20 protein-coding genes are annotated in these 24,043 nt (G+C 72.2%); 6 read left to right on the plus strand and 14 right to left on the minus strand.

Annotated elements, in window-relative coordinates; genetic code table 11:
- The gene (locus ACWGJY_RS13995; protein WP_453261036.1) at positions 1-2,025 is read right to left on the minus strand and encodes an IucA/IucC family protein; all 2,025 of its coding nucleotides are present in this window, start codon (positions 2,023-2,025) and stop codon (positions 1-3) included.
- Positions 2,022-3,416: a diaminobutyrate--2-oxoglutarate transaminase family protein gene (locus ACWGJY_RS14000; RefSeq protein ID WP_453261037.1), complete on the minus strand. Its 1,395-nt coding sequence runs from the start codon at positions 3,414-3,416 to the stop codon at positions 2,022-2,024. Before ACWGJY_RS14000 ends, ACWGJY_RS13995 begins: the two co-directional genes overlap by 4 nt.
- 281 nt (positions 3,417-3,697) lie before the next feature.
- Between ACWGJY_RS14000 and ACWGJY_RS14005 the strand changes: the two genes are divergently transcribed.
- Positions 3,698-4,888 (plus strand): trypsin-like serine peptidase, encoded by a 1,191-nt coding sequence (locus ACWGJY_RS14005; protein WP_453261038.1) that lies wholly within the window; start codon positions 3,698-3,700, stop codon positions 4,886-4,888.
- A 117-nt stretch (positions 4,889-5,005) separates the two neighbouring features.
- Here ACWGJY_RS14005 and hflX read toward each other — a convergent pair whose 3' ends face one another.
- The 6 genes from hflX to miaA all read right to left on the minus strand — a co-directional run bounded on the left by hflX (position 5,006) and on the right by miaA (position 13,587).
- The gene (gene hflX, locus ACWGJY_RS14010) at positions 5,006-6,493 is read right to left on the minus strand and encodes a GTPase HflX (RefSeq protein WP_453261039.1); all 1,488 of its coding nucleotides are present in this window, start codon (positions 6,491-6,493) and stop codon (positions 5,006-5,008) included.
- Positions 6,494-6,675: 182 nt separating this feature from the next.
- On the minus strand, positions 6,676-8,409 hold the full coding sequence (locus ACWGJY_RS14015; RefSeq protein ID WP_453261040.1) for a M1 family aminopeptidase: 1,734 nt from the start codon (positions 8,407-8,409) through the stop codon (positions 6,676-6,678).
- A 162-nt stretch (positions 8,410-8,571) separates the two neighbouring features.
- On the minus strand, positions 8,572-10,764 hold the full coding sequence (locus tag ACWGJY_RS14020) for a RelA/SpoT family protein (RefSeq protein ID WP_453261041.1): 2,193 nt from the start codon (positions 10,762-10,764) through the stop codon (positions 8,572-8,574).
- Between the two features lie 196 nt (positions 10,765-10,960).
- Positions 10,961-11,836: a diaminopimelate epimerase gene (dapF, locus tag ACWGJY_RS14025; RefSeq protein WP_453261042.1), complete on the minus strand. Its 876-nt coding sequence runs from the start codon at positions 11,834-11,836 to the stop codon at positions 10,961-10,963.
- A gap of 176 nt (positions 11,837-12,012) precedes the next feature.
- Positions 12,013-12,540: a hypothetical protein gene (locus ACWGJY_RS14030; protein ID WP_453261043.1), complete on the minus strand. Its 528-nt coding sequence runs from the start codon at positions 12,538-12,540 to the stop codon at positions 12,013-12,015.
- Positions 12,541-12,648: 108 nt separating this feature from the next.
- Positions 12,649-13,587, minus strand: coding sequence for a tRNA (adenosine(37)-N6)-dimethylallyltransferase MiaA (gene miaA, locus ACWGJY_RS14035; RefSeq protein ID WP_453261044.1), 939 nt, complete (start codon positions 13,585-13,587; stop codon positions 12,649-12,651).
- A gap of 188 nt (positions 13,588-13,775) precedes the next feature.
- On the opposite strand from miaA, the gene ACWGJY_RS14040 reads away from it, so the two are divergent.
- Positions 13,776-14,159 carry a hypothetical protein gene (locus ACWGJY_RS14040; RefSeq protein WP_453261045.1) on the plus strand — a complete coding sequence of 128 codons (384 nt, stop codon included), beginning with the start codon at positions 13,776-13,778 and terminating at the stop codon, positions 14,157-14,159.
- A gap of 131 nt (positions 14,160-14,290) precedes the next feature.
- Here ACWGJY_RS14040 and ACWGJY_RS14045 read toward each other — a convergent pair whose 3' ends face one another.
- The 3 genes from ACWGJY_RS14045 to ACWGJY_RS14055 form a co-directional block, all read right to left on the minus strand.
- Positions 14,291-15,001, minus strand: a complete 711-nt coding sequence (locus tag ACWGJY_RS14045) for a class III extradiol dioxygenase subunit B-like domain-containing protein (RefSeq protein ID WP_453261046.1) — start codon at positions 14,999-15,001, stop codon at positions 14,291-14,293.
- A gap of 74 nt (positions 15,002-15,075) precedes the next feature.
- Positions 15,076-16,590, minus strand: a complete 1,515-nt coding sequence (gene miaB, locus ACWGJY_RS14050; RefSeq protein ID WP_453261047.1) for a tRNA (N6-isopentenyl adenosine(37)-C2)-methylthiotransferase MiaB — start codon at positions 16,588-16,590, stop codon at positions 15,076-15,078.
- Between the two features lie 94 nt (positions 16,591-16,684).
- Positions 16,685-17,227, minus strand: coding sequence for a DoxX family protein (locus tag ACWGJY_RS14055; protein ID WP_453261048.1), 543 nt, complete (start codon positions 17,225-17,227; stop codon positions 16,685-16,687).
- 301 nt (positions 17,228-17,528) lie between these two features.
- Here ACWGJY_RS14055 and ACWGJY_RS14060 point away from each other — a divergent pair, with 301 nt between their 5' ends.
- Positions 17,529-18,524 (plus strand): TAXI family TRAP transporter solute-binding subunit, encoded by a 996-nt coding sequence (locus ACWGJY_RS14060; RefSeq protein ID WP_453261049.1) that lies wholly within the window; start codon positions 17,529-17,531, stop codon positions 18,522-18,524.
- Between the two features lie 100 nt (positions 18,525-18,624).
- On the opposite strand, the gene ACWGJY_RS14065 is transcribed toward ACWGJY_RS14060, so the two are convergent.
- The 3 genes from ACWGJY_RS14065 to ACWGJY_RS14075 all read right to left on the minus strand — a co-directional run bounded on the left by ACWGJY_RS14065 (position 18,625) and on the right by ACWGJY_RS14075 (position 21,213).
- Complete coding sequence (locus ACWGJY_RS14065) at positions 18,625-18,828, minus strand: cold-shock protein (RefSeq protein WP_006602702.1); 204 nt, start codon at positions 18,826-18,828, stop codon at positions 18,625-18,627.
- Between the two features lie 215 nt (positions 18,829-19,043).
- Entirely contained in the window at positions 19,044-20,459 is a 1,416-nt protein-coding gene (locus ACWGJY_RS14070; protein WP_453261050.1) for a sensor histidine kinase, read from the minus strand.
- 16 nt (positions 20,460-20,475) lie between these two features.
- On the minus strand, positions 20,476-21,213 hold the full coding sequence (locus tag ACWGJY_RS14075) for a response regulator transcription factor (protein WP_453261051.1): 738 nt from the start codon (positions 21,211-21,213) through the stop codon (positions 20,476-20,478).
- 275 nt (positions 21,214-21,488) lie between these two features.
- Between ACWGJY_RS14075 and ACWGJY_RS14080 the strand changes: the two genes are divergently transcribed.
- The 3 genes from ACWGJY_RS14080 (at position 21,489) to ACWGJY_RS14090 (ending at position 24,022) form a co-directional block, all read left to right on the plus strand.
- Positions 21,489-22,274: an amino acid ABC transporter ATP-binding protein gene (locus tag ACWGJY_RS14080; RefSeq protein WP_453261052.1), complete on the plus strand. Its 786-nt coding sequence runs from the start codon at positions 21,489-21,491 to the stop codon at positions 22,272-22,274.
- Positions 22,275-22,330: 56 nt separating this feature from the next.
- Positions 22,331-23,239 (plus strand): glutamate ABC transporter substrate-binding protein, encoded by a 909-nt coding sequence (locus tag ACWGJY_RS14085; RefSeq protein ID WP_453261053.1) that lies wholly within the window; start codon positions 22,331-22,333, stop codon positions 23,237-23,239.
- A 135-nt stretch (positions 23,240-23,374) separates the two neighbouring features.
- Positions 23,375-24,022, plus strand: coding sequence for an amino acid ABC transporter permease (locus ACWGJY_RS14090; RefSeq protein WP_453261054.1), 648 nt, complete (start codon positions 23,375-23,377; stop codon positions 24,020-24,022).
- Positions 24,023-24,043: the final 21 nt, after the last annotated feature.

Consider the following 24,043-nt stretch of genomic DNA (forward strand, 5'->3'; position numbering starts at 1 on the left):
CTAGGGGGCGAGGGGGTTGGGCAGGGTGACGTAGACGGACTGGGTTTCGACCGGGCCGACGAGTTCGTCCAGGCCGTGCAGCCGGGTCGCCAGGTTGGCCTTGCAACGCAGGGTGCGGGCGGCCAGCAGCTGCTCCGGGAGCGGCGAGCGGTGCGCGCGGGGGGCCGCGGCGGCATCGGCGAGGAACCGCCGGAAGGCGGCGAGCAGAATCTCCTCACGGACCAGGCGCTGGGCGCCGAACGCCCCGATGAGGCCCAGGACGTTGTTGATGCCGAGGTAGTAGGCGAAACGCTCGTCGATGACGTCGTCGGCGACGAAGCTGTCGCTGGCCGCGCCGATACCGGGCAGCCGCCGCTCCAGCTCCGCGCGGCGGGAGGTGCGGTAGTAGTAGCCCTGGTTGTCGCGGTAGCGGCCGCCGACCGGCCAGCCATGGGGGTCCAGCAGCACCAGGGTGTTCTGCTGGTGCGCCTCCAGGACGACGCCGGCCGTGCCGTCGAGCCACAGCAGGGGCCGTACGGCCGCTTCGAGGTAACGCAGGAACCACTCGGTGGCCACGGCACCGAGGGCGCGGCCGGTGCGGGCGCTGAGCGTGGTGACGAGATCTTCGAGCCGGGAGCGCACGCCCGCGTGGCCGGGCCAGGGCCGGGGAGAGGTGAGGCCGGCGAGGCAGACGGCGTCGTCGGTGGTGCTGAAGGGGTTGTGGCGGAGGACGACGTCGAGGCCCTGGACGGGTACGCCGTCGAGGCCGTCGACGGCGAGGTAGGCCGGGTCGCGGACGATGTCGAAGCCGGGGTGGAAGCGCTGCCACTGCTCGGCGAGGCCGGTGCGCAGCAGCCGGTGCACCTCGACGCCGCGGGCCAGTTCCTTACGGAGGTTCTCCCGGCGGGAGTTGGTGATGCGCAGCCCGAGGGAGAGCTTGAGCATGGCGTCCGCGTCGGGGCGGTAGACCGTGCGGACGGAGGAGGTGGGGTGCCAGAGGGGGCCGTGGACGCCGAGGTCGTGCAGCAGCCCGGACTCGCGGAGGGCGGCGACGTCGGGGCGGTCGGCGATTTCCCTGGCCTGCCAGGGGTGCAGGGGCAACGGCACGGTGTCGTCGGGGAGCCGGAGGCGGCTCCCCGCGAGGTCCCTGGCGAGCTGCCCGGCCGGGACGGGCTTGCCGCGTTCGGTCCAGGCGGAGTCGGCGGCCAGGACGGAGCGGTGCACGGCCGTCCAGTGCAGTGGGAAGGCGCCGCGCAGTTCGGGCGAATAGGCGCGGGTCTCGGCGTCGGAGAGGCCTTCACGGCTCTTGGGTGTGGGGTGCAGCGGGTGGCCGAGGAGAAGGGATTGCTCGGCTTCGAGGAAGAGGGCGCCGTGGTCGTCGGCGGGCCGGGCGCGCCGGTCGGTGAGGAAGGCGGCGACATTGCGGACGGAGTTGGCGACCCGGCCGATGAGTTCGGCGCCGTCACCGTCCGGTGCCTGCTGCCGCTCGCCGTCCGGTTCCGGCCGCTCGTCGGTGTCCGCCACCCGGTGCTCACCGCCGTCGGAGGCCCGGCGGTCGCCGTACGCGGCCTCGCGGCGCAGCAGTGCGGCGAGGGTGACGGCGTCCAGCGGGGCGGCGGCGGGCGGGGCGCCTTCGAGGGTGGGGGCGCCGAGCCGGTGCCAGCCCGTGGGTGACCAGTAGCGGACGGGGATGTGCAGAGCGCCCGCGGCGGCCTGCAGGGGCAGGCGCAGCAGGCCTTCGGCCGGGCGGTGGATGCCGTTCTCCCGGAGCCAGCAGCGCAGCAGATGCTCGATGCCGGCGGCGTCGGCGGCGACCGCCGGATCGGGGTGGTCGAGGGGGTCGTGGTCCGCGGACCCGGTGCGGTCGAACGGGCCGGGGCCGCCGCGGGGGACGGCCCGGTCCGGGGCCTCGTGGGTCTGCTGGTGGCAGGCGTCGCCCGGGGCGCGTCGCTGCTGGCGCGGTACGGACTCGATCGTGCCCGCACCCTGGTGGGCGGGGATGCGTTCGGCGGGCTGGCCACCGTCGGGGCCGGGGCGTTCGTTCATGGGGAGGTGCCTCGCATTGTCGTGGGGGACGAGCCCGTCGGCCCGGGGGTGGTGCGGACCGCCGCCGTGATGGCGTCGGCGAGGCGGTCGAGGATCGCGTCCGCCTGTTCGTCGGTGATGGTCAGGGGTGGCAGCAGCCGGACGACGGCGGAGTGCCGGCCGCCCAGTTCGACGATCAGGCCGCGGTCCAGGCAGGCGCGCTGGACGGCGGCGGCGAGCCGCGGGTCGGCGGGGCGGGCGCCGGTGGCGTCGGCATCGGCGGTGCGGTCGACGAGCTCGACGCCGAGCATCAGTCCGCGGCCGCGGACGTCGCCGATGCAGTCATGGGCGGCGGCGAGGGAGGTGAGCCGGTCGAGCATCCGGCTGCCCAGCTCCCCGGCACGTTTGTCGAGGCCGTGGGTGCGGACGTAGGTGAGGGTGGCGGCACCGGCGGCCATGGCGAGTTGATTGCCGCGGAAGGTGCCGGCGTGCGCGCCGGGCTGCCAGGCGTCGAGCTCCTCGCGGTAGACGATCACGGCGAGCGGCAGGCTGCCGCCGATCGCCTTGGACAGCACGAGCACATCGGGCACGATGCCGCTGTGGTCGACCGCCCAGAAGGCGCCGGTGCGGCCGACGCCGGTCTGCACCTCGTCCACGATCAGCGGGATCCCCCGGGCGGCGGTGATCTCGCGCATCCGCCGCAGCCAGCCGTCCGGCGCGGGGATCACTCCACCTTCGCCCTGGACGGGTTCCACGATCATCCCGGCCGGCGTGCGCACCCCGCTCTTGTCGTCGTCGAGCAGGCTCTGTGTCCAGCGCGCGGCGAGTTCGGCGCCGTGTGCACCGCCGGTCCCGAAGGGGCAGCGGTAGTCGTACGGGTAGGGCAGCCGGACCACGCTGGTGTGCTGCGCTCCCCCGGAGGCGGCGAGCGCCTCCGACGTCATGCCGTGATAGGCGCCGGAGAAGGCCATCAGGCCGTCCCGGCCGGTCGCGGTGCGGACGAGTTTGAAGGCGGCCTCGACGGCGTCCGTGCCGGCCGGGCCGCAGAACTGGATACGGGCCTTTTCGGCCAACTCCCCCGGGAGGGTGGCGAAGAGCTCGGTGGTGAAGGCGTCCTTGACGGGGGTGGCGAGGTCGAGGACGTGCAGCGGCGCGCCGGAGTCGAGGACGGTCCGGATCGCTTCGAGCACCACGGGGTGGTTGTGGCCGAGCGCCAGGGTGCCGGCGCCGGAGAGACAGTCGAGATAGCGCCGGCCGTCGGCGCCCTCGATGGTCAGCCCGCGGGCGCGCACCGGGACGATGGGCAGCGAGCGCGCGTAGGTGCGGGCAGCGGACTCGCGCAGGGACTGCCGGCGCAGGATCCCCTCATGGGCCGGCGGCGCGGCCGCCGGCACGGTTTCGGTCAACACCACGGCAGTTGTGTCCTCCTGCTGGTGAGCTGCTGGATGCCGCGCGGGCTGAGGGCAGCCCGGGGCCGTCCCCCGTACGTACCAACGACGGCGGCGACCCGGGATCACGGTTGTCGTCAAGATCCTTGGTGGCGTGGAACCGGGGGCCCGAGTACCGCCGTCCCCATCGTCACCGGCATAGTGGGGTGTCGCGCCGGGATCTTGAGGTTCATGACAAGAACGGACCGGTGCGACACCGAACAAGCCGCACCGGCTCAGTCCGATTCACCAGGGGGAGCTCACCCATGCGATCCATACGCCGGCCGGTCCTGGCCGTCGCCGCCCTCACCGCCGTCGTGGCACTCACGGCCACCGGCTGCGGGCCGGCGGGCGACAACGCGGACGCCAAGCCCAGCCAGTCCGCGGCTCAGGACTCCACGGGCGGGGGTGACTTCAAGATCCCTCAGGACATCCAGGACAAGCTCAAGGAACACGGCATCGACCTGGACAAGTGGAAGAACGGCGAGTGGAAGAACTGGAACCGGGACAAGTGGCTCCGGGAGGCCGGGGAGTTCATCAACCCGATCATCAAGGACTTCTGGGACAAGGACAAGATCGACAAGGTCAAGCCTCCCCAGGACCCCAGCAAGCCCGAGGACATCTCGGAGGACCAGGGCAAGACCGACCCTGAGCCCGCCGCCGTCCCGGCGCAGGCCGTCCAGACCCCCTACACCTCGACCGCTCCCGGCGTGGGCCTGCTGCTGTTCAGCACCCCCGAGGGCGGGTCGCGCTGCTCCGCCACCGTCGTCAAGGACCCGGCGCACCCCGGCAAGTCCAACCTCGTGTGGACCGCGGCGCACTGTGTGCACGCCGGCAAGAACGGCGGCTGGTACCGCAACATGATGTTCGTGCCGAACTTCAACAAGACCGGCGGCACCGCCGGCCAGTTGAAGAGCAAGCCCTACGAGGACCGGGTCCCGTCGGGCAAGTGGTGGGCGGACGACATGGCGACGTCCCAGGAGTGGATCAAGGCCGGCGGCGCCGTTCCCGGTGTGCCGATGGCCCCGTACGACTTCGCGCTGATGCATGTGAAGCCGGAGGAGAGCACGGGCGGCAAGTCGCTCGAAGAGATCGCCGGTGGTGCGTACGCGGTCGACTTCAACGCGCCCGCGATGGCCAAGATCCCGAGCCTGACCGCGCAGGGCTACCCGGCCGAGCCGCCGTTCGACGGTGCAGCCGAGCAGCAGTGCACCGACAAGCCGACCCGGCTGTCGATGGACGCCAAGAAGCCGACCATGTACCGGATCGGCTGCACCATGACCGGCGGTTCCTCCGGCGGCCCCTGGTTCATCAAGGGCACGGACGGCAAGCCGGTGCTGGTCTCCAACATGTCGATGGGGCCGCGTCCGGCCCGCTGGTCGGCCGGTCCGCACCTGGGCCCCGAGGCCAAGAGCATGTTCGACACCATGAGCAAGAAGTGGGCGAACAAGCAGTAGGCGGATGACGCGGGTGGCGCCCGGGACGGCGCCACCCCGTACCGCCCACGGGCACAGCGAAAGGCCCGCTCCCGGGAGAACCGGGGGCGGGCCTTTCCTCGTCTGCGCCGGCGGCCGCTATGCCGCCGGGACGAACGGCTGGAACTCGGCGGCCAGTTCCTCGTGCACCCGTGCCTTGAGCAGCGTGCCGTCGGCGGTGTGCTCCTCGGAGATGACCTCGCCCTCGGCGTGCGCCCGCGAGACCAGGGCGCCCTGGGTGTAGGGCACCAGCACCTCGATCTCGACCTGCGGCCGGGGAAGTTCCTCGTCGAGCAGGGTCAGCAGCTCGTCCATGCCCTGGCCCGTACGGGCCGAGACCACGAGGGCGTGCTTCTCCTGGCGCAGCAGACGCTGCAGCACCAGCGGATCGGCCGCATCGGCCTTGTTGACGACCACGATCTCGGGCACGTCCGTCGCGCCCACGTCGCGGATCACCTCGCGTACGGCGGCGAGCTGCTCTTCCGGTACCGGATGCGAGCCGTCGACCACATGCAGGATGAGATCGGAGTCGCCGACCTCCTCCATCGTGGAGCGGAACGCCTCGACGAGGTGGTGCGGCAGATGCCGGACGAAGCCGACGGTGTCGGCGAGGGTGTAGAGCCGTCCGCTGGGCGTCTCGGCCCGCCGGACGGTGGGGTCCAGGGTGGCGAACAGGGCGTTCTCCACCAGCACACCGGCGCCCGTGAGGCGGTTGAGCAGGGAGGACTTGCCGGCGTTGGTGTAGCCGGCGATGGCGACCGAGGGGACCTTGTTGCGCCGGCGTTCCTGGCGCTTGATGTCGCGCCCGGTCTTCATCTCCGCGATCTCCCGGCGCATCTTCGCCATCTTCTCGCGGATCCGCCGCCGGTCCGTCTCGATCTTGGTCTCACCGGGACCACGGGTGGCCATACCGCCGCCCGCCGAGCCGGAGCCACCGCCACCCATCTGCCGGGACAGCGACTGGCCCCAGCCACGGAGCCTGGGGAGCATGTACTGCATCTGCGCCAGCGAGACCTGCGCCTTGCCCTCCCGGGACTTGGCGTGCTGGGCGAAGATGTCGAGGATCAGGGCGGTCCGGTCGACCACCTTGACCTTGACGACGTCTTCCAGGTGGATCAGCTGGCCCGGGGACAGCTCACCGTCGCACACCACGGTGTCCGCCCCGGACTCCAGCACGATGTCGCGCAGCTCCAGCGCCTTGCCGGAGCCGATGTACGTGGCCGGGTCCGGCTTGTCGCGGCGCTGGATGACGCCGTCGAGCACCATGGCGCCGGCGGTCTCGGCGAGGGCGGCGAGCTCGGCGAGGGAGTTCTCCGCCTCCTGGGCCGTGCCCGTGGTCCAGACGCCGACGAGCACCACCCGCTCCAGGCGGAGCTGCCGGTACTCGACCTCGGTGACGTCCTCGAGCTCGGTGGAAAGGCCCGCTACGCGGCGTAGCGCGGCGCGCGCCGAGCGGTCGTACTGGTCGCCGTCACGCTCCCCGTCGATCTCGTGGCTCCAGGCGACGTCCTCTTCCATCAGGGCGTTGGCCCGAAGGCTCTCGGGGAGGCGCTGCCGGTCCTGCGGAAGGGAAGAAGAGGAGGTCATTTGATCCTTTGCGTCGTCGGTAAGCCCTCGCGGGGACCGGGTGATCCCTCCGGGACTGTCGGTGCTGCGGCGACCGCGCGCCGATGCTGCGGCCGTCGCTGGTGTCAACGTCCGAGCCGCCCCGGAGATTCCCGGGCCGGCCGGTGCCGACCCGAAGATGGTCCCACGACCCGCGAAGGCCGTCACACCGGTTTTCCGGGCTTTTCGACGGTTCCCTGGGGCGCGGGCTTGTGGGCCGCCCCCTTGGGCGCGGGGGCAACGCCAGCGCCCTTGGGCCCACGGGCAACAGCACCCCCCTTGGACGCGGGGGCGACGGCCGCGCCCTTGGCGCCGGGGGCGACAGCAGCCCCCGTGGGCCGGACCGGCTTTTGCGCGCTCCCCCTGGGCAGCCATTCCGAATGCCCCGGCATCGGCGGCGTCCGGTCGCCGTAGAGCCACTCGTGGAAGAAGCCGGTCAGGTCCTGCCCGGCGACCTGGGAGGACAGCCGGACGAAGTCCGCGGTGTCCGCCACGCCGTCGCGGTGGCGTTCCACCCAGTCGCGCTCCAGGCGGTCGAAGGCGGCGGTGCCGATCTTCTGCCGCAGTGCGTACAGGACCAGCGCGCTGCCGTCGTAGACGATCGGGCGGAAGATGCCGATCTTCTGCCCCGGGCTGGGCGCCTTGGGCGCGGCGGGCGGTCCGCCCTCGGCGCGCCAGCCGTCGGACTCCTCGTACGCATGGCGCATACGGGCGTCCAGGGAGGCCCGTACGCCGCCCTTCTCCTGGGCGTAGAGGGACTCGTACCAGGTGGCATGCGCCTCGTTGAGCCAGACATCGGACCAGCGGCGCGGGCTGACGCTGTCGCCGAACCACTGGTGGGCCAGCTCGTGCACCATCACGGACTCGACATACCAGTCGGGCAGCTGGTGGGCGGTGAACATGGCCTTCTCGAAGAGCGAGAGGGTCTGGGTCTCCAGCTCGAAGCCGGTCCTGGCGTTGGCGATCAGCACCCCGTACGCCTCGAAGGGGAAGGGGCCGACCTTGCGCTCCATCCAGGCGACCTGGGCCGGGGTCTTGGCGAGCCAGTGGGCGAGGGCGGGGCGGTCCGCCGTCGGCACGACATCGCGGACGGGCAGGCCGTGCGGCCCGTGGTGCAGCAGCACGCTCGACTTCCCGATGGAGACCTGTGCCAGCTCGGTGGCCATGGGATGGGCGGTGCGGTAGAGCCAGGTACGCCGCGCCGCACGGGTGACACCGGGGCCCTGGGGCAGCCCGTTGGCGACCGCGGTCAGCTGCTGCGGCGCGGTGATGCGGAAGGTGAAGAGCGCCTTGTCGGAGGGGTGGTCGTTACAGGGGAAGACGCGGTGCGCGGCGTCGGCCTGGTTGGCCATCGCCAGGCCGTCGGAGGTGCGGATCCAGCCGCCGTCGCTCTTGCCGCCGGGGTTGCTGGTGTGCTCGATGGAGATCTTCACGTCCTGCCCCCGGGAGATGTGGAAGGCGGGGGTGAGCACCAGGTCCTCGTCGTGCTGCTCGTGCTTGGCGGGCAGGCCGCCGATCTTCACGGAGCGTACGGTGCCGCGGGCGAAGTCGAGGTTGACGTGGTCGAGCTCGGTGGTGGCACGGGCGGTGATCGCGGTGGTGGCGTTCAGCGGCCGGTCGTTGTGACCGGAGTAGTCCAGCGAGATGTCGTAGGACGTGACGTCGTAGCCGGTGTTGCCGAGTGTGGGGAAGAGGCGGTCACCGAGGCCTTGTGGGCCGAGGGCCGGCGGCTCGGCCATGCCGAGGGTGGCGAGGGCGGCCAGTCCGAGGGCGGCGGCCCGGCGTGCGGCGGCCCGGCGGCCGGTCCACCGGATCCGTCCGCTCGGGCCACGGGGCAGGGCGCGGGCAGGGACGGGGCGACCGGGGTCGCGGGAGGGACGACGCAAGCGAAGGGACATGAACTACGGCTACCAACTCGGCCCCCTCCCCCGCGGGTGACGGGGCAAACGGCACCCGAACGGGCGGCGTCCCGCGCATCCGTCCTGCGTCGCCGGACGGAGAGGTGTCCGACGGGCGGAGAGGTATCCGACGGACCGTCACCGGGCGGCCCGCCGGGCCGTTCAGGGGCGCAGCGCCGCGGCCTGCCGGGCGCGGCCGGCCCGCAACACGTCGAAGACACCGGGCACTTGGCGCATGGCCCGCATCAGGGACGGCAGCCCGGCGGCGTTCGGCAGATGCAGGGTGTAGGTGTGGCGGACCCGTTGTTCGTGCGGGGGTTCGACGGCGGCCGACACCACGGCGGCGCCCTGGGAGGCGATGGCCTCGGTGAGGTCGGCCAGGAGGTGCGGCCGGCTGAAGGCCTCGGCCAGGAGGGTGACCCGGCAGCCGTGACCCCCCTGGCCCGCGCCCCGCCACCGCACCCCGACCGGCTGCCGGCCGGTGGCCGCCATCCGTGCCACGGCGGGACACAGGGCGCGGTGGACGGTGACCGTGCCGCCCCGTACGGCGAATCCGGTGACGGTGTCCGGCGGCACCGGGGTGCAGCAGCCCGCCAGCCGGACCGCCGCACCGGGCAGGTCCGCCACCGCGAGGACCGAGGCGGGGGCGACCGGGTCCGCTCCGGAACGGTCGTGGTCCGCGGCGCGGCGGCCGGCGGGGGGCAGCACTGCCGCGGGCCCCTCGCCGGGGTTCGCCGGGCGGGCGCCGGGCTCCCCCGGTCCGGCCAGCCACCGGCCGATGGCGAGCCGGGCGGCGGGGGTACGGGCGTGGTCGAGCCATTCCGGCGAGGGGCCGGCCGCGGGGTCCGGGGCCATCAGCAGCTGCAGGCTGTCGCCGTCGTGCAGGACGGTGGAGAGGGTGGCGAGCCGGCCGTTGACACGGGCGCCGATACAACAGTGCGCCGCCTCGCCGTGCCGTGCGTACGCGGCGTCCACACAACTCGCCCCGGCGGGCAGACCGATGGCTCCGCCTGCGGCGGCGGGCGAGCCGTCCGACGGGGCGTCGGTGCAGAAGACGGTGATCTCCCGGTCCTGGGCGAGGTCGTCGCGCAGCGAGGTCCAGAAGGTGTCCGGGTCGGGGGTGGTGCGCTGCCACTCCAGCAGCCGGGAGAGCCATCCGGGGCGGGTCGGGTCGGCCCGTTCGCCCTCGGGGGCGTCCGCGCCGTCCGTCGGGGCGTACGGGTTGCCCAGGGCGATCACCCCGGCCTCGGCGACCCGGTGCATCTGGTGCGTGCGGATCAGCGTCTCGGCGATCTCCCCGGACGGGCCGGTGACCGCCGTGTGCAGCGACTGGTAGAGGTTGAACTTGGGGGCCGCGATGAAGTCCTTGAACTCGGAGATGACCGGCGTGAAGCAGGTGTGCAGCTCGCCGAGGACGGCGTAGCAGTCGGCATCCTCCGCCACCAGCACCAGCAGCCGTCCCAGGTCCGCGCCGGTCAGCCCGCGGCGGGCGAGGCGTACCCGGTGCACGGAGACGAAGTGCCGGGGCCGGATGAGGACTTCGGCGTCGATACCGGCCTCGTCCAGGACCGTACGGACCCGCTGCGCGAGGGCGCCGAGCGGATCGGGCCGGGTGGTGTACTCCATGACCAGGGCCCGGGTGGTGGCGTACTCCTCCGGGTGCAGGATCGCGAAGACCAGGTCCTCCAGCTCGGCCTTCAGCGCCTGGACGCCGAGGCGTTCGGCGAGCGGGATCAGCACATCGCGGGTCACCTTGGCGATCCGCGCCTGCTTCTCGGGGCGCATCACCCCCAGGGTGCGCATGTTGTGCAGCCGGTCGGCGAGCTTGATGGACATCACCCGCACGTCGTTGCCGGTCGCCACCAGCATCTTGCGGAAGGTCTCCGGCTCGGCGGCCGCGCCGTAGTCGACCTTCTCCAGCTTGGTGACGCCGTCGACCAGATAGCAGACCTCCGCACCGAAGCGGTCCTTGACCTGATCCAGCGTCACTTCCGTGTCCTCGACGGTGTCGTGGAGCAGGGAGGCGGTCAAGGTCGTGGTCTCCGCGCCGAGTTCGGCGAGGATGAGGGTCACCGCGAGCGGGTGGGTGATGTACGGCTCGCCGCTCTTGCGCAGTTGGCCGCGGTGCGAGGACTCCGCGAGCAGATAGGCCTTGGCGAGGGTGTCCACGTCGGCGTCCGGGTGGTGAGCGCGGTGCACCTTGGCGACGTGCTCCAGGGCGTGTGGGAGGCCGTCGCGCGGGGCCGGGCCGAGCAGCGCGGCGCGGCCGATCCGGCGCAGTCCTCTGAGCTCCAGGCGGCGGCGCTTGCGGCCCGCTGCTCCAGGGTTACCAGGGTCTGTGGCCTCTGCGCTCATGGGCACCTCCGGCAGCGTCGACCGGCGGTGGGACGTGTCAGTTCGGACGTCCGGGCCGGTGCTTGATGCTACCGAGCCCATCACGCAGCGCTGGCCGCCTCTCGCCCACAGTGATACGGATCACCCGTTCGAGCGAATCTTTCGTTCGGAACCGTGACTCACCGCAGGCCGCGCCCCGGGGACGCCGCAGGCCCTGTCAGGTGAGCGCGGCGGCCGGCCAGCCGGGGGCGAAGGTGCCCTCGGCGACGATCTCGGCCGGGCCGGTCATCTCGACCGTGCCGTCGGGCAGCTCGGTGATCGAGAGGCGGCCGCCGGGCACATCGACCGTGTACGTGACGGGAATACCGGTCCGGGTGGGGTCGACGCCGTCCCTGCGGGCGGTGGCGACGGCGACCGCACAGGCGCCGGTGCCGCAGGAGCGGGTCTCGCCCGAGCCGCGCTCGTGGACCCGCATCGCCACATGGCGCGGGCCGCGGTCGGCCACGAACTCGATGTTCACGCCGTCGGGATAAACCGACGCAGGGCTGAACGGCGGTACGGCCAGCAGGTCGCCGGCGTGGGCCAGATCGTCGACGAAGGCGACCGCGTGCGGATTGCCCATGTTCACGTTCCGGGCCGGCCAGCTGCGGCCGTCGACCGTGACGACGACGCTCTCGTCAAAGAGCGCGGCGCGGCCCATGGAGACCGTGACATCGCCGGTCTTGGCGACGTGGACGCGGCGGACGCCGGCCCGGGTGGCGATGGCGAGGTCACCGGCCTCGACCAGGCCGGCGTGCAGCAGATAGCGCGCAAAGACGCGGACGCCGTTGCCGCACATCTCGGCGATCGAGCCGTCGCCGTTGCGGTAGTCCATGAACCACTCGGCCTCGTCGGCCTGGGCACGCGCCTCCGGGTGCGCGGCGGACCGTACGACATGCAGCAGGCCGTCGCCGCCGAGGCCGGCCCGCCGGTCGCAGATCATGGCGACGGCGGTCGCGGGAAGATCGAGGCGGCCGTCCGGGTCGGGGACGATCACAAAGTCGTTCTCGGTGCCGTGGCCCTTGAGGAAGGCGAGGCGCTGCGTGCTGGTCACCCTTGCATCGTACGGGGGCGCCGGGGTGCGGGCCTTACGGGCGCGGAGGGCTCGTGCCGCCGCCCGGTACGGGCTGTGCGCCTACGGCCCGCACGCGCCGGGACACAGGCCCGGGGAACAACCCCCGCAACGGGCAGACCCCGCCGCCCTGGCGCAGCGCCCTGCGCACAGTCCGCTCAGCGCAGCCGGGCCACCCGCCAGATGGCCAGTGACGCCGGGACGGCCACCACCACGGCGTAGAGCAGCACCACCCGCCAGTCGGCGCGCCGGCCGGAGCCGCGTGCCGGGAGGCCGGGCCAGGTGTGGCCGACGCGGCGGGCGGCCATCATGCCCCAGCCCGCGGCGCAGCAGCACAGCAGCAGGCCGAGCATGGCGATCACCGCGCCGCCGTCGCCGCCGATCTCGAAGGCGAGGGGGAAGGCGAACATCAGCGAGCCGAGGGCGGCGACCACGACGATCGGCGCCAGCTGCCACAGGCGCAGCCGGCGCGGCGGGCGCAGCTCCCGGAAGGACTCGCCGGGGGCGTCGGTGCCGGAGGCCGGGGCGTCGGAGTCGTCCAGGGCATCCGGGCCGGTGAGCGGTACGGCACCGGGATCGTGGGCGCCGGACAGGCCGTCGCCGGTGTCCGGACCGTCGTCGGTCAGGGGTGCCGATTCAGCGCCGGGGTCCGGTTGCTGCGCTCGGTTGCGAGGGCCGGCCTCCATTGCCACGCGCCCTCCCCACTGCAGACTGCACGCCTCGATCGAAGGTCGATGATGACACGCCCTCAGGGGCCCGGATGACGGCCGGAGCGTCCCGATGCCATGACGTGATCAGGCTGTGACCGGTCGTTCGAGCAACTCCAGAGCCTGCGCGGGAAGTTCCGCCCGGTGCTCGGCGGCGCCGCTGAGCCAGTGGACCCGGGGGTCCCGGCGGAACCACGAGTCCTGGCGGCGCGCGAAGCGTTTGGTGGCGCGTACCGTCTCGTCGCGCGCCTCCTGCTCGGTGCACTCCCCCGCAAGCTGGGCGAGCACCTGCTGGTAGCCGAGCGCCCGGGAGGCCGTACGGCCCTCGCGCAGCCCCTCGCCCTCCAGCCGGCGCACCTCGTCGACCAGGCCTGCCTCCCACATGCGGTCGACCCGCCGCGCGATCCGCTCGTCGAGCTCGGGGCGCTCGACGTCGACGCCGATCTGCAGGGTGTCGTAAACCGCTTCGTGACCGGGGAGGTTGGCGGTGAAGGGGCGGCCGGTGATCTCGATGACCTCCAGGGCGCGCACGATGCGACGGCCGTTGCTCGCCAGGATCGCGCGCGCCGCCCCGGGGTCGGCGGCGGCCAGCCGGGCGTGCAGGGTGCCGCTGCCCTGTTCGGCGAGTTCGGCCTCCAGGCGGGCGCGCACCTCCGGGTCGGTGCCGGGGAACTCCAGGGCGTCGATGGCGCCGCGTACGTACAGGCCGGAGCCGCCGACGAGGACCGGGGTGCGGCCCTCGGCGAGCAGCCGGTCGATCTCGGCGCGGGCCAGCTGCTGGTACTCGGCGACGCTGGCGGCGCGGGTCACGTCCCAGATGTCCAGGAGGCGGTGCGGGACGCCCTGCTGCTCCTCGGGCGTGAGTTTGGCGGTGCCGATGTCCATGCCGCGGTAGAGCTGCATGGAGTCGGCGTTGATGACCTCGCCTCCGACATGCCGGGCGAGTGCGACGCCCAGATCGGACTTTCCGGCCGCGGTGGGACCGACGACGGCGATGACCCGCGGAGCGGGAACGGCGGTGTTCACCCCGTCAGTCTCGCAAACATCCCACCCCCCTCTCGAACGAGCGACGTGACGGGCAACCGATGGGTTCGTTGCCTGTTGCGAGGTCCCAAGAGCCGGTGCGTCCCACCGGCGCCCGCGGGCGGCGCAATGGACCGTTCCCCGGCGGCATGGGATTTCGCCACATGAAGAGCGTAGGAGCAGTTATGGGCGTGTTTTCGCGGTTTCGCCGCCGTAAGTCCGAAGCGTCGATGGAGGAGAGCACCGCTGCGGCGGTGACGGCCGAGGCGGAGGAGCCGACGGAGCCGGCCGTTTCCACGGCCGCCGAGGCCGCCGAGGCCGCCGTCGGCACCGAGGAGGCCGCGGACGGCGCCGGGGTGTCGGCGGAGGCGGCAGCCGTGGCGGAGGCGGCAGCCGTGGCGGACACGCCGGAGGCAGCGGTGGAGACGGAAGCGGAGGCTCCGCAAGCGTCCGGGGCGACGTCCGGGACGGCCGCCGGTGACCGGCCGCCGGCGGAGAAGTCCGGCGAGAGCGCCGGGATCCCCCGCCAGCAGTCGGCGGAGGCCGCCGCGGACAGCGAGAGCGCACGGCACTAGGGAGTGTCGTTCGGATCATGCGCGACCCCGCCATGATCCGAACGACACCCCCTGGTCCGCCGGGCCCGCGGTACCCGGCTCGACGGCCGTGAGACACCCCGCCTCGCGGCCGTCGCCGTATCCGGGCCGCGCTACGACCAGGCCGCCACGAAGTAGCCCACGCCGTACGGCGCCTCGTCGCGGAGCAGCCGGCCGTGCAGTCCCGCACCCTCGGCCGCGCCCGCCAGGACCTGCCAGCAGGAGCGCCCGGACACCTGGAGGGCGGCGGCCGTCCCGCCGTCCAGAGCGGTCAGCGCATCGATGTCGGCGGTGCCCAGGGCGCGGGCCGTCGCGGCGTCGAAGGCCTCGGCCCGCTCGTCGAAGTAGCCGGGCGCCTTCACCGTCCGGCAGGCGCTGCCGTCGCCCATCACCAGCAGCGCCACCCGGGGCGCGGACGCCGCGATCTCCCGGCCCGCCGGCAGACAGCGCTCGCGGGGCAGCGACTCGGTCACCCCCAGCGCCTCCACGGGGGCGTCGGCCCAGTCCGTACGGGACAGCAGCCAGGCGCCGACCGACAGCGACGGCGGGAGTTCCCGCTCCGGTGCCCTCTCCGCGGCGCCCAGTTGCACGCCGAGGTCCACTCCGAAGCCGCGGAACGAGCCGAGCGCGCCCTGTGGATACCGGCCCTGGCCGACCTCGTCGGCGGGGCCCAGGACGACCAGCCGGTCGGGACGGGCCGCGGCGAGCACGCCGATCGCGTCCAGACAGGCGGCACGCAGCGCCGCCAGTTCGGGCGCCGCCCCGGCGGCCACCGCCGGGACGAGGAGCGGCGGACAGGGACAGAGGGCGGCGGCTACGAGCATGCCACGCAGCGTAACGCCCCCGGTACGGGGCCGGGTGCGGTGCCCCTACGGGGTATCCGGCGCGGGTACGGGTGTCAGTCGCAGCCGCAGCCGGCGGTGGGCGCCGGGCCCGGTGCCGGGGCGCCGATGGTGGGCAGGCCCAGCAGCACGCCCTGGGGCTTCTTTGCCGGGGCGGCGTTGCGCTTCTCCCAGGCGTCACCGGCCCGGGTGCGGCGGACCGCCTTGGCCGGCCCTTCCGCCAGGAGGTGGTGCGGAGCGGCGTAGGTGACCTCGACGGTCACCATGTCGCCGGGGCGGACCGGCTCGTCGGGGCGCGTGAAGTGCACCAGACGGTTGTCGGGGGCCCGGCCGGACAGACGGTGCGTCGCCTCGTCCTTGCGGCCCTCGCCCTCGGCGACCAGGACCTCCAGCGTCCGGCCGACCTGCTTCTTGTTCTCCTCCCAGGAGATCTCCTCCTGGAGAGCGACCAGGCGCTCGTAACGCTCCTGGACCACGGCCTTGGGGATCTGGTCCGCCATGTCGGCCGCCGGGGTGCCGGGGCGCTTGGAGTACTGGAAGGTGAAGGCCTGGGTGAAGCGGGACTCGCGGACCGTGTGCAGGGTCTGCTCGAAGTCCTCCTCGGTCTCGCCCGGGAAGCCGACGATGATGTCCGTGGAGATGGCGGCGTCCGGCATCGCGGCGCGCACCTTCTCGATGATGCCGAGGAAGCGGTCCTGCCGGTACGAGCGGCGCATCGCCTTGAGGACGGTGTCCGAGCCGGACTGCAGCGGCATGTGGAGCTGCGGCATGACGTTGGGCGTCTCGGCCATGGCGGCGATGACGTCGTCGGTGAAGTCGCGGGGGTGCGGGGAGGTGAAGCGGACCCGCTCCAGGCCCTCGATCTTCCCGCAGGCGCGCAGCAGCTTCGAGAACGCCTCGCGGTCGCCGATGTCGGAACCGTACGCGTTGACGTTCTGGCCGAGCAGGGTGATCTCGCTGACGCCCTCGGCGACCAGCGCCTCGGCCTCGGCGAGGATGTCGCCGGGCCGGCGGTCCTTCTCCTTGCCGCGCAGCGCCGGGACGATACAGAAGGTGCAGGTGTTGTTGCAGCCCACCGAGATGGAGACCCACGCCGCGTACGCGCTCTCGCGCCGGGTGGGCAGCGTCGACGGGAACGCCTCCAGCGACTCGGCGATCTCGACCTGCGCCTCTTCCTGGACGCGGGCACGCTCCAGCAGCACCGGCAGCTTGCCGATGTTGTGCGTCCCGAACACCACATCGACCCAGGGGGCCTTCTTGACGATGGTGTCGCGGTCCTTCTGGGCGAGGCAGCCGCCCACGGCGATCTGCATACCGGGCCGCGCGGCCTTCTTCGGGGCGAGCTGCCCGAGGTTGCCGTAGAGCCGGTTGTCGGCGTTCTCCCGCACCGCGCAGGTGTTGAAGACCACGACGTCGGCGCCCTCGCCGTCCTTGGGCGCGGGGACGTATCCGGCCTCTTCCAGCAGGCCGGACAGCCGCTCGGAGTCGTGGACGTTCATCTGGCACCCGTAGGTGCGGATCTCGTAACTCTTGTTCACGCCCACTGCCTGGCTCCGGTCGCTGCTGGTCATGCAACAAGGGTAGGCGGTACCGGGAGTACCTCCGGCCCCGGAGTCGGCGGGCGGGATGCGGCCCCCGGGCGTGCGGATGCCCGGACGGCCCGCCTCACAGGGCCAGCACGAGGGCGGCGCAGAGGCCGCCGAGCCCCAGGGCGAAGGCCGCGCTGCGCAACCCGCCGTCGCGCCAGCGGAAGGGGCGGTCCAGGGCGAAGCGGCCGGGGCCGGTCGCCGCGACGGTCAGTGCGACGACGGCGATGGTCAGGGGATATTCGATGCCGCCGGTCATCGCCCAGAGTCCCTGGGACGCGGAGGTGGCCATGGCGTTGATCATCACGCCGATGAGTGCGGCCGCCGCCAGGGGCGTCAGCAGCCCGGCCGCGAGGCCGAGGCCGCCGAGGAACTCCGACACTCCGGCGAGGCAGGCGAAGAACTGGCCGGGGTGGTAGCCGAGGGCCGCGAAGCCCTTGCCGGTGGCGGCGAGCCCGTGGCCGCCGAAGAGGCCGAAGAGCTTCTGGGCGCCGTGGCCGGCCATGATCAGTCCCACCGTCAGCCGGAGGAGGAGCAGGCCGAGGTCGGCGCCGAGCGGGGGTGAGCGGAGAGCGTCGGGCCGGGCACGGATGTCCGGCCGCAGTTCGGTGAGCGGTTTCATGGGGTGTCGTTTCCCGCACCGGCGCGTCATGGGGCCGCGGTGCCGGGCACCGGCGCCGGTGCGCTCGTGACGGAGGGGATCACACGGGGTGCGTGCCGGGTGGCACGCGGTGGGGGACGTGCCAGGTCCCCGCTGCGTCGGGACATGGAGAGGGAACGGCCCTCTCCAACCGATCGTGCTACGCGAGGCGCCATCTGCATAGGGCGGGCGGACAGCGGGACGGCCCGGCCGGGCCGGGGCCGGATCGCAAAGGGGTTCCTGCCCCTCCCTTTCCCGCCGCGCTGCTGGCAGGATCCCGCCCATGGTCACAGCACTCTCCCGCACCGGCCGCCGGGCCTTCCGGGCGGCGGTCGCGGCACTGGTCGTCCTCGGTCCGGTGCTGTGGTGGCTGCCGGCGATGAACGGTGAGCCCTCGCCGCACGGGCAGGTGACGCTGGCGACGGGGGTGCCGACCGGCGTCTACGCACGCTACGGGGAGCTGCTGAAGCAGGATCTGGCCCACGCCATGCCGGAGGTGGATCTGCGGCTGGCCCGCAGCGAGGGCTCCGTCGACAATCTGCGCCAACTGGTGGCCGGGCGCGCGGAGTTCACCATTGCGACGGCGGACGCGGTCGCCGCGTACCAGGTCAGCGGCGAGCCGGACGCGGACCGGCTGCGGGCGTGTGCGCGGCTGTACGACGACTACATGCAACTGGTGGTGCCGAAGAGGTCCACGGTGCGTTCGACGAAGGATCTGCGGCGGCTGCGGGTGGGCGTCGGTGCCGACGGCTCCGGCGTACAGCTGATCACTCGGCGGTTGCTGGAGGCGGCCGGGCTGGACTTCGACAAGGACATCGAGCCGGTGCGGGTCGGCATCGACAAGATGCCCAAGCTGCTGGAGCAGCACAAGCTGGACGCTTTCTTCTGGTCCGGCGGGCTGCCGACGACGGCGGTGCAGCGGCTGGCACAGCGGTTCCCGGTGCGGCTGGTCCAGCTCGGCGATCTGGGCCCGGCGCTGCACCGGCAGGGCGAGCGCACCCGCTACTACCGTGCGGCGGTGATGCCCGCCGACGCCTACCCCCTGGCCCAGAACGGGCAGGCGGTGAAGACGATTGCGGTGGCGAATCTGCTGGTGACCACGGACCGCGAGGACGCGGCGATGACCCAGGGCATCACGCGTACGGTCATCGACAGCCGGGACGGGATCGGGCGCCAGGTGCATGCCGCACAGAAGGTGGATCTGCGGACGGCGGTGTTCACCGACCCGCTGGAACTGCACGAGGGTGCCCGGCGGTATTACGTGTCCCAGAAGCCGTGAGCCCACCTCTGATCTGCCTCCGCGGGCCCCGGTCCGCGCACGGACCGGGGCCCGCACCGGACCGGCCGGTGCGGGCCCCGGTCACGGGACGCGAGAGGCGTCAGGCGGCGACGATGTTCTCCGCCTGCGGGCCCTTCGGGCCCTGGGTCACGTCGAAGGTGACCTTCTGGCCCTCGAGGAGCTCACGGAAGCCCTGGGCGGCGATGTTCGAGTAGTGGGCGAAGACGTCGGGGCCGCCGCCGTCCTGCTCGATGAAGCCGAAGCCCTTTTCCGAGTTGAACCACTTGACGGTGCCGGAAGCCATGTTTTTCTCCTTCATGGGGCAAACCGGAGACCACACTGCGCGGCCTCCTTGTCGCCGAGATGATTGCCCCATACCGGAACAGGTCCGGAAAACAAGGAACGCCCGGGGCTACCAGCCTCCGGGCGCGCACAAAGTTCATCATGGGTACCACAACTGCAACGCCGTTCACGGTAGCACAGCCGACCGGGGTGCCGTACATCCCCGCGAGCCGCCCCTCACGGCCCGGTGCGCGGCACGGTGACGGTGACCTTCAGCCCGTGCGGCGGATGCGGAGCGTAGTCGATGGTGGCGCCGCCCGCGGTGAGCAGAGCGCGGGTGATCGACAGGCCGAGCCCGGAGCCGGAGACGTTCTGATGGCGGCTGCTGCGCCAGAAGCGGTCACCGACCCGGGCGAGTTCGTCGTCGGTCAGGCCGGGGCCGCGGTCGGCGACGGTGACATGGACGCGCTCGCCCTCCGGCGCGACCCCGACAGTGACCGGCCGGCTCTCCGGGGTGAACTTCAGGGCGTTGTCGACGACGGCGTCCAGGGCACTGGACAGCGCCACCGGGTCGGCCCAGCCGGTGACGGCCCGCTGCCCCTCGTACGTGAGGAGGACGCCCTTGTCGTCGGCCAGCGGGCGCCAGGAGTCGACGCGTTCGGCCGCCAGCGCCGCGACATCGGTCAGCTGGAGGTCGGCGGCGGTGTGTTCGGCGAGCGCGAGGTCGAGCAGATCGTCCAGGACACGGGCCAGCCGCTTGCCCTCCGTACGGACCGAGGCGATCTCCGCATTGCCGTCGGGGAGTTCGAGGGCCAGCAGCTCGATGCGCAGCAGCAGCGCGGACAGGGGGTTGCGCAGCTGGTGGGAGGCGTCGGCGACAAAGGCGCGCTGCTGTTCCAGGACGTCTTCGACGTTGTCGGCCATCTCGTTGAACGAGCGGGCCAGCCGGCGCAGTTCGGGCGGCCCCGCGGTGGCCGCGACGCGGGCATTCATCCGGCCGGTGGCGATGTCGTGGCTGGCCGCGTCGAGGACCCGTACCGGCCGCAGCACCCAGCCGGTGAGGCGGAAGGCCGCGGCGACGGCGACGAGCATGGCCGCGCACTCACCGGCCGCGATCAGCAGCCAGCCGTGCAGGACATGGGCACGCATCTGCCCGGTGGGCGAGTCGGTCATGACGACGGCGACCACATCGCCGTCGCGGATCACCGGTGAGGCGACCGGGATGCGTCCGGTGTCGTCCCAGGGCCAGATCTGGCGCGGGTCGTGGCTGCGCCGGCCGGCCAGCGCCTCGCTGAAGGCCTGCGCGCCCTCGCCGTCGCGGGGCACCGGCATGGTGGCCGGAGCGGCGGCCATCGGGGTGTGATCGCGGTAGAAGACGCCGGCACGAATCCCGTAGAGGCCGTAGTAGCGGGCGAGTTCGGTGCGCAGGGTGGCGCGCCGCTCGTCCTCCTCGGGGGTCTTGCTGTGGGCGTCCGTGGCGGGGCGGGCGGTGACGAACTGGGCGAGGGAGGCGAAGCGGGCGGCATCGTCGATCCGGTCGACGACCACCCGCTGCTGTTCCACACCCGCCGTGATGACGCCCAGCGGGATGCCGAGCGCGAGCAGCACACCGGCCATGAGGACGATGAGGAGCGGGAGGAGTCGGGTGCGCACCTGGTCGCGGCGGCCTTCAGGAGGCCGGGGAGGCCGGTGGCCGCGGCCCCGCGCCGGCGGCCGGGGCGACCAGGCGGTAGCCGACGCCGCGCACCGTCTCGATCAGGGCCGGCATCCGCAGCTTGGCGCGGAGCGAGGCGATGTGCACCTCCAGGGTCCGGCCGGTGCCCTCCCAACTCGTCCGCCACACCTCGCTGATGATCTGTTCCCGGCGGAAGACCACGCCGGGACGCTGGGCGAGCAGCGCGAGCAGGTCGAACTCCTTGCGGGTGAGCGGGACCGGGGCGCCGTCCACGGACACCTGGCGGGTGGGGAGTTCGACGGTGACCGCGCCCAGGCGGAGCGCGTCGTCCGCGCCGGGCTCGTCGGCCGGCTGCTCGCCGCCGGGTGCGTTACGCCGGCTCACCGCGTGAATACGGGCCAGCAGCTCGCCGGTGTCGTACGGCTTGACGACATAGTCGTCCGCGCCGAGGTTGAGGCCGTGGATACGGGAGCGCACGTCGGCGCGCGCGGTGACCATGATGACGGGGGTGGCGCAGATCTTGCGGATCCGGCCGCACACCTCGAAGCCGTCCTGGTCGGGCAGCCCGAGATCGAGCAGCACCACCGCGAACGGCTCCGCGTGGTCGGGCAGCAGGGCCTTGAGCGCCTCCTCGCCGTTGCGTGCGTGCACGACGGACAGACCGTGCTTGGCGAGCACCGCGGACAGGGCCGCGGCGACATGATCGTCGTCCTCGACGAGCAGCAGTCTCATCGGTCCACCTCCCCGGGTGCGTGTGTACGGGCCACAGGGCATCTACGGTGATGGGCGGTGTGCGCGTCAAGAGGAGGCCACCTCCTGGCTGCCATCCGTTACCCAGCCGGTACGCCCGCGGTACCGCGTCACCGCCCGCAGCCGTCCACCCCGCTCCACACAGAGTGTCCGTCAGCGGCCGGATCGTTATCCTCAAGTTCCCCTCAGAACTGATGACGCTGGTCGCAGGGCGTCATTAAGGTCCTCCCAACCGAGGAGGACGGAGCTACACGCCGATGAGCGAAGTATCGGTGACCAAGAACGCCGAGGGTCCCGCGCCGGCAGGGGACCAGCTGGTCGTGCTGGACAACGTGAACAAGCACTTCGGCGCGCTGCACGTGCTCCAGGACATCGACCTGACGATCCACCGCGGCGAGGTCGTCGTCGTGATCGGGCCCTCGGGCTCGGGCAAGTCGACGCTCTGCCGCACGATCAACCGCCTGGAGACCATCGACAGCGGCAGCATCACGATCGACGGGAAGCCGTTGCCGCAGGAGGGACGGGAGCTGGCCCGGCTGCGCGCCGACGTGGGCATGGTCTTCCAGTCCTTCAACCTCTTCGCACACAAGACGGTGCTGGAGAACGTGATGCTGGGGCAGACCAAGGTCCGCGGGACGGACAAGGCCGCCGCCATGCAGAAGGCCCGCGCACTGCTCGACCGGGTCGGCGTCGGCACCCAGGCGGACAAGTACCCCGCGCAGCTCTCCGGTGGTCAGCAGCAGCGGGTGGCGATCGCCCGTGCGCTGGCGATGGACCCGAAGGTGATGCTGTTCGACGAGCCGACCTCCGCGCTGGACCCGGAGATGATCAACGAGGTGCTGGACGTGATGCAGCAGCTCGCCCGGGACGGCATGACGATGATCGTGGTCACCCATGAGATGGGGTTCGCGCGCTCCGCAGCGAACCGGGTCGTCTTCATGGCGGACGGCCGCATCATCGAAGAAGCGGAGCCGAACCAGTTCTTCAACAACCCGCGCAGCGACCGCGCCAAGGACTTCCTGTCGAAGATCCTCCATCACTGAGGCCGTAGTCGGGCCACGACCCTTGCCCACACTTGCTGAACCAAAGGATGTTCACCATGAGGATGCGTAAGACGGCCTCGGCCGGTGCGGTGGTGCTCGCACTCGCGGCGACGGCTACGGCGTGCGGCGGCGACTCGGGTACGGCGGGCGACAAGCCGGCCGGCGGCGAGGTCTACAGCCACACCTACAAGGTCGCCACGGCGCCGAAGATCGACTCCCCGGTGCTGAAGAAGGCCCAGAAGGCCAAGAAGCTCGTCATCGGCGTGAAGGCCGACCAGCCGTTCCTGGGCTTCAAGGACACCGCCGGCAAGTACTCCGGCTTCGACATCGAGATCGCCAAGATGGTCGCCGCCGACCTGGGCTTCTCCGAGAAGCAGATCGAGTTCAAGACGATCGACTCCAATGTCCGTGAGACCACCATCTCCCACGGCCAGGTCGACTACTACGTCGGCACCTACACGATCAACGACGAGCGCAAGAAGCAGGTCGGCTTCGCGGGCCCGTACTACACCGCCGGCGCGGACCTCCTGGTGCGCAAGGACGACAAGGCCATCACCGGCCCGGAGACCCTCAAGGGCAAGAAGGTCTGCTCGATCGTCGGCTCGACTCCGCTGCAGGAGATCAAGAAGCCGAAGTACGGCGCGCAGACCAGCGAGCAGTCGAAGTACTCGGACTGCGTGAAGAACCTCGTCGACGGCCAGGTGGACGCGGTCACCACCGACGACGCGATCCTCAAGGGCTACGCCGCCCAGCGTCCCTCCCAGCTCCGGGTCGTCGGCAAGCCGTTCACCAAGGAGCCCTACGGCGTCGGTATGCGCAAGGACGACAAGGCCCTGCGCGACGCCATCACCACGGCGCTGGAGAACCACATCAAGAACGGCGACTACGAGAAGGCGTACAAGGGCACGCTCGGCAAGTCGGGTTCGTCCTACGTCGCCCCGGAGACCCCGCTTCCGCGCTACTGAGGCACCCGCGCACGCACCGGACCGCGCCGCCCCGTACGCCCGCCGCGGCGGGTGTGCGGGGCGCGGTGTCTTCCGCGCCCCGCCCCTCTTTGCTCCTCTTCCCGCTGTCGACCCGACCGCTACCGCGGAGACCCCATGAACGTACTCCTCGATTATCTGCCCGAGTTCCGGGACGGGTTCCTCGGAACCCTGGCGATCACCGCGTCCAGCGCGCTGCTCGCGCTGGTCCTCGGCGTTGCCATAGCCGGCTTCCGCGTGTCTCCGGTCCCGCCGCTGCGCGCCTTCGGCACGGCCTGGGTCACGGTGCTGCGCAACACCCCGCTGACGCTGCTCTTCCTGGTCGCGTTCTTCGTCGTCCCGCAGGTGCTGTTCCGCGGCGCCAGCCCGTACGTCCTGGCCACCCTGGCCCTCGGCTTCTACACCTCCTCCTTCGTCTGCGAGGCGGTGCGCTCCGGTATCAACACCGTGCCGCTCGGCCAGGCGGAGGCGGCGCGCAGCATCGGCATGACGTTCTCCCAGACGCTGCGCCAGATAGTGCTCCCGCAGGCCACGCGCACCGTACTGGCGCCGCTCAGCAGCATCTTCATCGCGCTGACGAAGAACTCCGCGATCGCCGGGGCGTTCGGCTTCGGCGAGCTGTTCAACGTCTCCAAGCTGCTCAATGACAAGGGGTACGCGATCGCCTGGATCTTCCTGTGGACGGCGCTCGCCTACCTCGTCATCACCTTCGCCATCAGCGGCGCCTTCCGGGTGCTGGAGCGCCGGATGGGGGTCGTGCGGTGAACGGATGCGGGAGGCCGGACG

This window comes from Streptomyces sp. NPDC054765 (assembly GCF_053612065.1).